This window comes from Chitinasiproducens palmae (assembly GCF_900095735.1).
Lineage (GTDB): Bacteria > Pseudomonadota > Gammaproteobacteria > Burkholderiales > Burkholderiaceae > Chitinasiproducens > Chitinasiproducens palmae.
This window is the reverse complement of sequence record NZ_FNLO01000011.1, coordinates 185,650-197,478: the sequence shown is the minus strand read 5'-3', so window position 1 is coordinate 197,478 and position 11,829 is coordinate 185,650. Positions and strand designations below refer to the sequence as shown.

Here is an 11,829-nt window from a genome sequence, read left to right as displayed (position 1 = left end):
GCCCTGGCATCGCCGACCAAGATGCGACCGGCCGGCTCGGCAGCCTACGAGCGCGCCAACTTGCGGCGGGCTTGGGCTGTCAGCGCACGCGTCGGAACGCGCGGCCGTTCCACTGTGCCAATGCCACGCCGGCGATCGCGACGCCGCCGCCGGTCAGGTGGTACAGGTGCAACTGTTCGCCAAGCAGTGCGGCCGCGATCAGCGCAGTGCCGATCGGCACCAGATTGAGGAACAGACTGGTCCGGTCGGCGCCCAGGCGACGCAGGCTCTCCATCCACATATACGGCGCGAGCAGTGACGGCAGCAGCGCGGCGTACAGCACCAGCGGCACATTGCGCGCCGTCAGCGGCGACGGCTCCGTCGCCAGGAAGGTGGGCAGTTGCAGCAGCACGCCGATCAGAATCTGCACGTACAGCGAATGCCAGGGATCGATCGGCATCGCCCACTTCCGGATCAAGACGGTATAGAGCGCGTAGGCCAGCGATGCGATCATCATCAGTCCATCGCCCGTGCCGATGCCGATCTCCAGCAGGTTGCGCGGGTCGCCATGGCCCAGCAGCACGGCAAGCCCGAACAGGGACAGCAGCCCGCCGACCACTGCCGTTGCGCGCGGCAACGTGCGCGTGAGGACGACATTGACGCCGATCGTCATTGCGGGAACCAGCGAGGTGATGATGCCGAGGTTCGTCGCCGTGGTGCTGCGCGCCGCGACGTAGGCCATTCCCTGGTACAGCGCCATGCCCAGGCCGCCGAGCACGGCCAGCCGCCAGAACTGCGCGGCGATCGCGCGGCGGGCGCGCCAGACGCCTCGCGCGACGAACGGCGTCAACAGCACGGCGGCAAGCACCCAACGGTAGAACGCGATCGACGAAGGCGAGATGACCGAGACGGACATCTTCGTCACCACCATATTGACCGCCCAGATCATCGCTGCGGCCAGCGGCAGGCAGAAAGCCGTCCATGTCGTTGTACGGCGGGGGTCAGTCATCGACGGAGACCTGAAACGCAAAGTGCGGATGATACCGTGCCCTGGCGGGTCGGCTGCGCCGAAACGGCCCCGGCACGGGCGAGGATGGGCGCTAAACAGGCGCTAAACAGGCGCGAAACGGACACAAGACGGGCGCGAGACGGACGCAGTTCCAGTGAAACGCGGCAGATACGCCGGGCGCCGGTCCCGAATGTGCCGCGTCCGCTCGCCGGCTCGCGAGTCGATGCCGTAGAATCGTCGTTTGAACCTCTCCAGCGCTTTGCACGATGGCACAGTACGTTTTCACGATGAACCGGGTCGGCAAGGTCGTGCCGCCCAAGCGGCAGATCCTCAAGGACATCTCGCTGTCCTTCTTCCCGGGCGCGAAGATCGGCGTACTCGGCCTGAACGGCTCGGGCAAGTCGACCCTGCTGAAGATCATGGCGGGCATCGACCGGGACATCGAGGGTGAAGCGACGCCGATGCCGAATCTGTCGATCGGTTACCTGTCGCAGGAGCCGGCGCTGGATCCGGAGCAGACCGTGCGCCAGGCAGTCGAGTCCGGCCTGGGCGAGATCTTCCAGGCGCAAGCCAAGCTCGATGCAATCTACGCCGCGTATGCGGAGCCGGACGCCGATTTCGATGCGCTGGCAGCCGAGCAGGCGAAATACGAAGCGATCATCTCCGCCGCCGACGGCGCGAATCCCGAACAGCAGCTCGAAGTGGCGGCCGATGCGCTGCGGCTGCCGGCTTGGGACGCCAAGATCGGACACCTGTCCGGCGGCGAGAAGCGCCGCGTGGCGCTATGCCGCCTGCTGCTGTCCAAGCCCGACATGCTGCTGCTCGACGAACCGACCAACCACCTGGACGCGGAATCCGTCGATTGGCTCGAACAGTTCCTGCTGCGCTTCCCGGGCACCGTGGTGGCCGTCACCCACGACCGCTATTTTCTTGATAACGCGGCCGAGTGGATTCTGGAACTCGACCGGGGCCACGGCATCCCGTGGAAGGGCAACTACAGCAGTTGGCTCGATCAGAAAGAGAACCGGCTCAAGCAGGAAGAGTCGACCGAGTCGGCCCGTCAGCGCGCGATCAAGCAGGAACTCGAGTGGGTCCGCCAGAATCCGAAGGGACGGCAGGCGAAGTCGAAGGCCCGTCTGGCCCGCTTCGACGAACTGAACAGCCAGGAATACCAGAAGCGCAACGAGACGCAGGAGATCTACATCCCGATCGCCGAGCGTCTCGGCAACGAAGTGATCACCTTCGACAACGTCAGCAAGGCGTTCGGCGACCGGCTGCTCGTCGACAAACTCAGTTTCACGATTCCGCCGGGCGCGATCGTCGGCGTGATCGGGCCGAACGGCGCCGGCAAATCGACGCTGTTCAAGATGATCACCGGTGCGGAACAGCCGGACAGCGGCAGCGTGAGTGTCGGCTCGACGGTGCGGCTGGCGCACGTCGACCAGAGCCGCGCTTCGCTGCCCGACGACAAGACGGTGTTCGAGGCGATTGCAGACGGCGCCGACATGTTGACCGTCGGCCGTTACGAGACGCCTGCGCGAGCCTATCTCGGCCGTTTCAACTTCAAGGGTGGCGACCAGCAGAAGCAGGTCGGCCAACTGTCCGGCGGCGAACGCGGCCGCCTGCACCTGGCGAAGACGCTGTCGTCGGGCGGCAATGTGCTGCTGCTCGACGAACCGTCGAACGACCTCGACGTGGAAACGCTGCGCGCGCTGGAAGATGCGTTGCTGGAATTCGCCGGCTGCGTGCTGGTGATTTCGCACGATCGCTGGTTCCTCGACCGGATCGCCACTCATATCCTGGCGTTCGAAGGCGACTCGCAGGCGGTCTTCTTCAACGGCAACTACCAGGAATACGAGGCCGACAAACGCAAGCGTCTCGGCGAGGAAGCCGCCCGTCCCAAGCGCATCCGTTATCGTCCGATCACGCGCTAATGCCACCGGCGCGCCACCCGCGGGCGCCCACATCGCTAGGAGGCCGGTGATGGATCGAGGTACCCGCAAGTGGCTCCGCGTCGGCGCGATCGCCATTGTGCTGTTGGCGCTCGCCGCGGCGCTGGCGGCACATCTGGCCACGCGTGCGGTCGAGAAGCGCATCGTCACGCTGCTCGGCCCGCTTGGACATGCCGGGGCGATCCATGTCGGGCTCCATCAGGTGGTGCTGGAAGACGTGGTGATCGGCGCGCCCGCCGGCTGGCCAGCGCGCGAAACGCTGCGTGCCCGTCGCCTCGTGTTCGAACCGTCCTGGCGCGAATTGCTGGCTCATCGCACGGTGATTCGACGTGTCGTCGGCACCGACGTCTATCTGTCGGTGCGTCGCAACCGCAATGGTCGTCTCGAAGTGCTGCCGACGCTGCGGCGCACGGCGGCCGCAGCAGGCGCGCAGGGCGCCGACGCCACCGCCGTTGCCACGCGTGCCAACGGCGCCAGCGCAGCCAGTGCCGCCATTGATTCAGAGCGGCGCGACGCGTCGGCCGTCTCCGGCGCCAGCGGCGAGGCCGCGGCGCGGCCGCGACGGCCCACCGACATCGGGCAGATCATCGTCGAAAGTGGCCAGCTTGATTATTACGACGCGGTGGTCGCCACGCCGCCCTACCGGTTGCGCATCGACGACTTCAAGCTGCGCATCGACGACCTGCACTTTCCGCCGACGAACGCCCACACGGCATTCGACCTGCAAGGCCGTCTGCACCAGCGCGGCAGCGGCGGCACCCTTCACACCCATGGCTGGATTGCGCTGGCGAGCAGCGACGTCGATATCGAGACGCGCTTGCGTCAAGCCGACGTGACGCTGCTTGCGCCCTATCTGATGCGCCGCTCACCCGGGTTGCTCGCGGGCGGCACCGCCGATCTGACGATGCGGACCCGCGTCAGGCATCCTCGCCTGGATGCGAACGGACGCCTGGACCTGCACGATCTTCGCCTGGGCGAGCAAGGCACGCTGGCCGCCCTGCCGCGCGAGGTAGTGCTGGCGGCACTCGAAGATCACAAGGGTGTCATTTCGCTGGACTTCACCTTGAGCGGCGACTTGAAAGACCCGAAGTTCTCGCTCGACGAGGGCATCGCGACGCGTTTCGCCGCTGGCTTCGCGCGTGCGCTCGGCGTCAGTTCCGAAGGCGTCGCAAAAGGACTTGGCGAAACCGCCAAGGGACTGGGCGGCGCGTTGCTGAACCTGATCGGCCAGTGATGTGCCGTAGCGGGGCGGACGCCAGCCGCCACGCCTGACGCCCCGCTCGGTCCGCTCCTTCTCTCGCGTCGCGCGTCGCTGACACGGGCCCGGTTCCGTCGCGCCGACCGGCGCGCTCAGACCGGCTCGGTGCGTGCGATCAGCCAGTCGTGCGCGGCACCGTGCACCGCATCGCCGAGACGGCTGCGCACCGTCGCATGGTAGTCGTTCAACCAGCGCCGTTCGCCATCGTCGAGCAGCGTGAGGTCGATGCAACGCGTGTCGATCGGACACAGGGTGAGCGTCTCGAACGCGAGAAACTCGCCGAATTCGGTAGCCGGGCCCCGCACCGCGGCCACGAGATTCTCGATGCGCACGCCCCAGCCGCCCTCTCGATAAAGCCCCGGCTCGACCGAAGTGATCATGCCTTCGCGCATTGCCGTGTGCGGCTCGGCGGGCGAGTAGCACGAGATTGATTGCGGGCCTTCGTGGACGTTCAGGAAGAAACCCACGCCGTGGCCGGTGCCATGACCGTAGTTCAAGCCTTCGGCCCACAGCGGCGCGCGAGCCAGCGCATCGAGCATCGCGGCGCGCAGGCCGTCGGGAAAGACCGCGCGCGACAGCCCGATCATGCCTTTCAGGACAAGCGCGCAGTCGCGTTTCTGCGCCGCGCTGGGCGTGCCGATCGGCACCATCCGGGTGATGTCCGTCGTGCCATCACGATATTGACCGCCCGAGTCGATCAGCAGCAGGCCGTCTCCCGCAATGGACGCGTGCGCTTCCGTGGTTGCACGGTAATGCGGCATCGCGCCATTGGCGTTGAAGCCGGCGATCGTCGCGAAACTCGCGCAGACGTAACCCGGCTTTGCGGCACGGCATGCGCCGAGCCGTTCGTCCACGGTCAGTTCGGTGAGCGGCTCGCCGGCGGCCAGCGCCGCGTCGAACCACGCGAAGAACTCGCACAGCGCCGCGCCGTCGGCAACCATCGTGCGCCGCACGCGCGCCAGCTCATCGGAGGTCTTGCGAGACTTCAGGAGCGTCGACGGATTGATCGCGTCGACGATGCCCAGTCGCGGCGCGGCAAGGTTGCCGACCGCCGCCTCGATCATCGCGACGACGACGCGGCGCGCATCGAACAGCAGACGGCTGCCGTCGGGCAGCGCCGCCAGGCGGGCACGCACCTGCTCGTAGTCCGCCAGCGCAATGCCATCGTCGGCCAATGCCTGGCGCAGCGTGTCGGATACCGTGCCCGGCGCGACGAACAGCGTCCCGCGTCCCGCGTCGTCGAGCAACGCGTGCGCCAGGAACACCGGGTTGTAGTCCACGTCCTGCCCGCGCAGATCGAAGATCCAGGCGATATCGTCCAGGCTGGACAGGAAGTGCCACTGCGCCCCGGTCGCTCGCGTGCGCGCCGCCACTTCGGCAAGGCGTGCGCCGCGCACCGACGTATCGGCGGTGAGGTCGGCCGGGCCGATCGGACGGGCAGGCAGACCCGCGCGGTCCGGCCAGATCGCCGCCAGCGGGTCGATGTCGGTGCGCAGCGCCACGCCCCGCGCCGCGAGGCTGCGCTGCATCTGGTCGGCAGCCACCAGGCTGCAGGTCTCGCCATCGACGGCCAGCACGTCGCCCTCGCGCAAGCGGGTCGCCAACCAATCGACCAGATTCTCGCCGCCCGGTTCGAGCCGCATCAATGCGATGCCGCTGCCGGCCAGTTGCGCTTCGGCCTGCACCCAATACCGGCTGTCGACCCACACACCCGCTTCGTCGTGCGTGGCCGCGAACGTCCCCACCGAGCCGGTGAAACCGGACAGCCAGGCCCTGCCCTGCCAGCGCTCCGGCAAATATTCGGACAGATGGGGGTCGGCCGACGGGATGACCACCGCTGCCAACCCCTGCGCTTGCATCGTTGCGCGTAGTGCGGCGAGCCGTGCCGCCGCGGTCGTGCCGCGTACCTCTTGCATGGTCATACCCGCTCCGAAGTGGACTGCCGTGCGCGCTTGCCTTCCAGCCCCACCGCCATGCGAACGGCGAAGGCCGCCACGCCAGCCGCCAGGACCACGGTCAGCCACTCGGCAATCTGCCCATCCGAGAAGAGCCCGAGCAGGTTGCCGCCGAACTTCACCGCCAGCGCGAGCACGACGCTGGCCAACAGCGTAAGCGCAACACCCCGCGCATCGCTGCGCGCGGACACGGCGCCGCAGACGCCGACGAGTGCCGCGATGAAACAAGTGCCCAACCAGTCCATACCAAAACCTTCCTCAATCTAAGACGTTTCCTATTCGCTCTGCTGCGCAGCTGTCCTAGCATAACGACTTGTTCAGAGTCGCAAAGGTATCTCAAAAGCAGCGGAAGCGTCGTATTTCTTCCACTGCGTAGAAGACGTCAGGTCGGTCGACGAGACAGGCAAGCCGCGACACCCGCCGGCCATCGGCGGGGTCGTCACAGAAAGCACGCCAAGCCTGCGCGCTCGCCCGACGGTTCGGGCTCCCGCCCAGCGCCGACCTGTTCACCCGCCATGCGTGACGGCAACGCCGTGGTCTCACTATCGGAATTTGCTATGAGGATCGCTCTCCTAGAAGCAGATGTACATTTGAGTCAGACAGTCCGACAAATCTTCTGTAATGCAGAGCATCACTGTCATATTTTTCGTCGCAGCGACGCATTGCTGCTGAAACTGCAGCGCGACACCTTCGACCTGGTCGTGATCGCGGCGGCCAGTTCGCAGGCAGCGCTGCCCGCGCTCAGCCGGCTCAAGCGAAAGCACTCCGCGATGCCGATGATGGTCGTCTCGCATGCGCAGACGGAAAGCGCGCTGCTCACGGCGCTCGACGGCGCGGCCGACGACTACATCGCGATCGGCAGCGACCGCGTGCTGCTGGCACGTGCCCAGGCACTGACCCGTCTCGCGCAGAGCGCGGGCAACGAGACTGCGCTGTCGACCGAGTTCGACGACTATTCGTTCGAACCCGCCGGATTCCTGGTGCGCATGCCGAGCGGCACGGTCACGTTGACGCCGAAGGAATTCGCGCTCGCGCTGCTGATGTTCCGCAACATGTCACGCGAACTGTCGCGCGACTACCTGATCGAGACGGTATGGGGCCGACGCGCCGAAGTCGCCTCCAGGACGCTCGACACCCATGCCTCGCGGCTCCGCAGCAAATTGCGCCTGTCGCCGGAGCATGGCTATCTGTTGTCGGCCGTCTACAGTCAGGGGTATCGGCTCGATCGTCTGCCCGAGGATCACGCGCTCGCGATCCAGGCACCGCCCGTCGCGCTGACATTGCCGGGTTGCAGCGGACCGGCTAACAAGTTCGCGGCCACCGCGGCGGGCTAACCGCGACGGGGATCGGCGTGGCGCAGCGCGGCCCGCCGTGGCCCGGCCTCAGCCGACCGAAGCGAAAGACGGCGCTTCGGTCCGCAGGCGGCGACGCCGCTGGCAATGGTCCCCGTGCGGGACCGTGTAGGCGCACCCACGCGCTGTTGCCGATCCCACGCAGCGGTCATCGCAGTCCGCTGCATCTTCACCGTCAAGCGCTTTTATCGCCAGAAGCCTCAAACATCTGGCGGCCGCGAGAGCGCGTGTCGCTGCGGACAAGCGCGCCGAGCCTCTGAATTTGCTCGGCGTCGTGGCATTCCCGATCTGGATACGCCGCTGAATCAGCGGCGTTGGCAGCCTACGCGCTGTCGTACCGCAGTCGCCCTCGGTAAAAACAACCGTTTTGCAAAGCCGAAGCTACGCCGAGACTCGTCGACGGCTGGCGCGCCTCATGCTTCTCGGTACGCGGTGGGTGTTGGAATGCCCGGACTTACGAAGACGAAAGATGGACGTCAAAGTCGGTGGTTTCCGGGAACGGTTTCCGAGATGCTTTTCACGATTCCAGCCACACGGTGTGCCCTCCGCGACCGTCTCAAATAAAACCCGTGGCTTGTCGAACCGGAGACGTTTCAGTCACTTAGCAGCACCGCGACCGGACGTCGCAGGGCATGCCGGAGAAAATTGTTCTTTGCGCTGCATCAAAACTGGGCAACGCAAAAAGTCTATAATACATAGTTCCCCACCCGATAAACCATGCAGCTGCTCGCTCTCGGAATCAATCATCACACCGCGCCGGTCGCTTTACGCGAACGCGTGGCGTTTCCGCTCGAGAAGATCAAGCCTGCACTGGCCACGCTCCGTTCGATCTGGACTTCCGGCTCGCCCGAAGCGGCAATTCTTTCCACATGCAACCGGACGGAATTGTATTGCGCGGTGGAAGGCAAGGCGAGCCATGAGACGGCATTGGAGTGGCTGTCGGATTTCCATGGCGTGGATGTATCTCATCTGGCGCCGCACGTCTATGCGCTGCCGCAGTCCGACGCAGTCCGGCACGCGTTCCGCGTCGCCAGCGGTCTCGACTCGATGGTTCTCGGCGAGACCCAGATTCTCGGGCAGTTGAAGGATGCGGTGCGCACGGCGTCGGAAGCCGGCGCACTCGGCACTTACCTCCATCAGTTGTTCCAGCGGACCTTTGCCGTCGCGAAGGAAGTCCGGGGCCAGACCGAGATCGGCGCCCATTCCGTGTCGATGGCGGCCGCCGCGGTCCGTCTCGCTGAACGCCTGTTCGAGGATATCGCCCGGCAGAAAGTGCTGTTCATCGGCGCCGGGGAGATGATCGAGCTGTGTGCGACCCACTTCGCCGCGCGTCGTCCCGCTGAACTGGTCGTCGCCAACCGGTCCGCCGAGCGCGGTACGCGGCTGGCAGAGCGGTTCGGAGGACGGGCGATCGCGCTCTCGGAGCTGCCGAATCGGCTGCACGAGTTCGATATCGTGGTGTCGTGTACCGCAAGCACGCTGCCGATCATCGGCCTGGGCGCGGTCGAGCGCGCGCTGCGCGCGCGCCGGCGCCGCCCGGTCTTCATGGTCGACCTGGCCGTACCGCGCGACATCGAACCCGAAGTCTCGGCGCTCGAGGACATCTACCTCTACACCGTCGACGATCTGGGCGCGGTGGTGCGCGAAGGCAATGCCGCGCGCCAGGCAGCGGTCACGCAGGCCGAAGCGATCATCGAGAACCGCGTCGATCACTTCATGCAATGGCTCGATGCGCGCAATGTCGTGCCGGTGATCCGTTCGCTGCATACCCAGGCCGATGAGATTCGCCGCACGGAACTGGATCGCGCCAGCAAGATGCTGGCGCGCGGCGACGATCCGCAGGTCGTGCTCGCGGCGCTGTCGCAGGCGTTGACCAACAAGTTCATGCACGGTCCGACGCATGCGCTGAATCACGCGCGCGGCGAGACCCGCGACCAGCTGCTCAGTCTGGTACCGACCCTGCTGCGCCAACCTGAGCGTTAGCGCCGCATGACCCGCGCGGCTGCGCGGGTTCAGCCTCCTTCCGAATCCGGGCCGAACGGCGCGCCGACGGCGAGCAACCGGCCCCGCAGATGAACGCCGCGACGCGGCGCGACCGACGATCCGATCTATGAAAGCAAGCATGCAGGGCAAGCTCGATCAATTGCGCGGGCGCCTCGACACGCTCAATGGCCTGCTGGCGAGCGAGTCGGCCACGCACGACATGGATCAGTTCCGTAAGCTGACCCGCGAACATGCCGAGCTCGCGCCGCTGATCGAACGCTATGAAGCCTGGCGCAGCGCCGCGCGCGATGAGGTCGAAGCGCAGGACATGTTGGCCGACGTCGGCATGAAGGCGTTCGCCGAAGAAGAGATCGGCGCCGCGCGCGAGCGCATGGCGGCACTCGAAAAGGAGCTGCAGACGATGCTGCTGCCCAAGGACGCCGACGACGAGCGCAACATTTTTCTCGAAATCCGGGCCGGTACGGGCGGCGACGAGAGCGCGCTGTTCGCGGGCGACCTGCTGCGCATGTACCTGCGCTATGCGGAACGCCAGCGCTGGCAGGTCGAGACCATCTCGGAAAGCCCGTCGGACCTGGGCGGCTACAAGGAAGTGATCGTCCGGATCGTCGGACAGGGTGCCTATTCCCAGCTGAAGTTCGAGTCCGGTGGCCATCGGGTGCAGCGTGTGCCTGCCACCGAAACGCAGGGGCGCATCCACACGTCCGCTTGCACCGTCGCGGTGATGCCCGAGGCCGACGAGATCGGCGAGGTGGAGCTCAATCCGGCCGACCTGCGCATCGACACGTTCCGCGCATCCGGCGCTGGCGGTCAGCACATCAACAAGACCGATTCCGCCGTCCGCGTCACCCACCTGCCGACCGGCATCGTGGTCGAGTGCCAGGACGACCGCTCCCAGCACAAGAACAAGGATCGCGCGCTGAAAGTGCTGGCTGCGCGAATCAAGGACAAGCAGGCGCACGAACAGCATTCGAAGGAAGCCGCCGAACGGCGCAGCCTGATCGGTTCCGGCGACCGGTCGGAGCGCATCCGGACCTACAATTTCCCGCAGGGGCGCATGACCGACCACCGGATCAACCTGACCCTGTATCGGCTCGAAGCGCTGCTCGAAGGCGACCTCGACGAACTGATCGCCACGCTGCGCAGCGAACATCAGGCCGATCAACTGCGCGCGCTGGGCGAGGACGCGTGACTCGACCGTCCGACGCCCTCCCCGCTGGCGCGCCGGCCGACGACGCAGCCATGCGTTCGGGGTCCGACCCGGCCGCCACGGTCGCAGGGGCCGGCGCCACCGTTGCCAGCGCCGGCAGCGGCACCGCGGGGCGCGCTTGTCACGGAACGTCGGCCATCACGGCTGCCGACCTGCTCGCCCGCGCGCGACCGCGGATTGGCGCGCGCGAGGCGGCATTGCTGTTGGCGGAAGTGCTGGGCTGGCGGCGCACGGAACTGCTGACGCGCGACCACGAAGTCTTGCCGCCCGCCAGCGTCGCGGAATTCGACGCATGGGTCGCACGCCGCGCGGCCGGCGAGCCGATCGCCCATCTGCTGGGTCATCGGGAATTCTTCGGCCTGCGCCTGCGCGTCAATGCGCATGTGCTGATCCCCCGTCCGGAGACGGAACTGCTGGTCGAGGCAGCGCTCGCCTGGCTGGCGGAGCCGCAGCAATCGGCGCGGCCCGAGGCGCCTGCCGTGCTCGACCTTGGCACCGGCAGCGGCGCGATCGCGATCGCCATCGCGGCGCAGGCGCCGACGGTCCGCGTCGTTGCCACCGACCACTCGGCGGAAGCCCTGGCCGTGGCTCGCGACAACGCACAGACGCACCTGCCGGCGCGGCCAGGCGGCCCGATCGAGTTCCGCCAGGGCGACTGGTATGCGGCACTGACCCGCGAACCGTCGGCCACCGTCGCGGGCGGCGCGCCGACGCCGCAGCGATTCGACATGATCGTCAGCAATCCGCCGTACATCGCCGATGGCGATCCGCATCTAGAGCAAGGCGATCTGCGCTACGAGCCGCAGGGCGCGCTGACCGACGGCGCCGACGGCCTGCGCGCGCTCGCCGCCATCATCGCGGGCGCGTCGGACTGGCTGCGCGACGGCGGCGTCCTGTGGCTGGAGCACGGCTACGACCAGGCGGCGGCCGTGCGAGCCCTGCTGGATGCGCAGGGATTCCAGGCGGTGGCGAGCCACCGCGACCTGGCCGGCATCGAACGGATCAGCGGCGGGCGGTGGCACCGCGCGGCCGCGTCATCAAGCACATCCGGGGCGCCCCCTGTGACGCGCTAGCGTTTCAGTTATGATGGCGGCGCGTGTCTATGGACCAACA

9 protein-coding genes are annotated in these 11,829 nt (G+C 67.0%); 6 read left to right on the top strand and 3 right to left on the bottom strand.

The features are described 5' to 3' along the window. Window positions 1-79 precede the first annotated feature (79 nt). Complete coding sequence (locus tag BLU54_RS17750) at window positions 80-988, bottom strand: DMT family transporter (RefSeq protein ID WP_091911346.1); 909 nt, start codon at window positions 986-988, stop codon at window positions 80-82. A 266-nt stretch (window positions 989-1,254) separates the two neighbouring features. Between BLU54_RS17750 and ettA the strand changes: the two genes are divergently transcribed. Together ettA and BLU54_RS17740 are read left to right on the top strand one after the other, a co-directional pair. Further along, on the top strand, window positions 1,255-2,922 hold the full coding sequence (gene ettA / locus BLU54_RS17745; protein WP_091911344.1) for an energy-dependent translational throttle protein EttA: 1,668 nt from the start codon (window positions 1,255-1,257) through the stop codon (window positions 2,920-2,922). Window positions 2,923-2,971: 49 nt separating this feature from the next. Next, window positions 2,972-4,174: a DUF748 domain-containing protein gene (locus BLU54_RS17740; protein WP_091911342.1), complete on the top strand. Its 1,203-nt coding sequence runs from the start codon at window positions 2,972-2,974 to the stop codon at window positions 4,172-4,174. Window positions 4,175-4,290: 116 nt separating this feature from the next. Here BLU54_RS17740 and BLU54_RS17735 read toward each other — a convergent pair whose 3' ends face one another. Both BLU54_RS17735 and BLU54_RS17730 read right to left on the bottom strand, forming a co-directional pair. Then, entirely contained in the window at window positions 4,291-6,114 is a 1,824-nt protein-coding gene (locus BLU54_RS17735) for an aminopeptidase P family protein (protein WP_235838008.1), read from the bottom strand. 2 nt (window positions 6,115-6,116) lie between these two features. After that, the gene (locus BLU54_RS17730) at window positions 6,117-6,398 is read right to left on the bottom strand and encodes a hypothetical protein (RefSeq protein ID WP_091911338.1); all 282 of its coding nucleotides are present in this window, start codon (window positions 6,396-6,398) and stop codon (window positions 6,117-6,119) included. A 345-nt stretch (window positions 6,399-6,743) separates the two neighbouring features. Here BLU54_RS17730 and BLU54_RS17725 point away from each other — a divergent pair, with 345 nt between their 5' ends. From BLU54_RS17725 to prmC, 4 genes are all read left to right on the top strand, one after another. Further along, window positions 6,744-7,487 carry a response regulator transcription factor gene (locus tag BLU54_RS17725; RefSeq protein WP_170845206.1) on the top strand — a complete coding sequence of 248 codons (744 nt, stop codon included), beginning with the start codon at window positions 6,744-6,746 and terminating at the stop codon, window positions 7,485-7,487. A gap of 735 nt (window positions 7,488-8,222) precedes the next feature. Beyond that, a complete protein-coding gene (gene hemA, locus BLU54_RS17720; RefSeq protein ID WP_091911333.1) occupies window positions 8,223-9,488 on the top strand; it encodes a glutamyl-tRNA reductase in 1,266 nt (421 codons plus the stop codon). 127 nt (window positions 9,489-9,615) lie between these two features. Then, on the top strand, window positions 9,616-10,698 hold the full coding sequence (gene prfA / locus BLU54_RS17715; RefSeq protein ID WP_091911330.1) for a peptide chain release factor 1: 1,083 nt from the start codon (window positions 9,616-9,618) through the stop codon (window positions 10,696-10,698). Further along, window positions 10,695-11,789 carry a peptide chain release factor N(5)-glutamine methyltransferase gene (prmC, locus tag BLU54_RS17710; protein ID WP_235838007.1) on the top strand — a complete coding sequence of 365 codons (1,095 nt, stop codon included), beginning with the start codon at window positions 10,695-10,697 and terminating at the stop codon, window positions 11,787-11,789. Before prfA ends, prmC begins: the two co-directional genes overlap by 4 nt. The last annotated feature ends 40 nt before the right edge of the window (window positions 11,790-11,829 follow it).

Coding starts and splice junctions, on each gene's coding strand:
- BLU54_RS17750 (WP_091911346.1), bottom strand. CDS start 988: ATGACTGACCCCCGCCGTACAACGACATGGACGGCTTTCTGCCTGCCG.
- ettA (WP_091911344.1), top strand. CDS start 1,255: ATGGCACAGTACGTTTTCACGATGAACCGGGTCGGCAAGGTCGTGCCG.
- BLU54_RS17740 (WP_091911342.1), top strand. CDS start 2,972: ATGGATCGAGGTACCCGCAAGTGGCTCCGCGTCGGCGCGATCGCCATT.
- BLU54_RS17735 (WP_235838008.1), bottom strand. CDS start 6,114: ATGCAAGAGGTACGCGGCACGACCGCGGCGGCACGGCTCGCCGCACTA.
- BLU54_RS17730 (WP_091911338.1), bottom strand. CDS start 6,398: ATGGACTGGTTGGGCACTTGTTTCATCGCGGCACTCGTCGGCGTCTGC.
- hemA (WP_091911333.1), top strand. CDS start 8,223: ATGCAGCTGCTCGCTCTCGGAATCAATCATCACACCGCGCCGGTCGCT.
- prfA (WP_091911330.1), top strand. CDS start 9,616: ATGAAAGCAAGCATGCAGGGCAAGCTCGATCAATTGCGCGGGCGCCTC.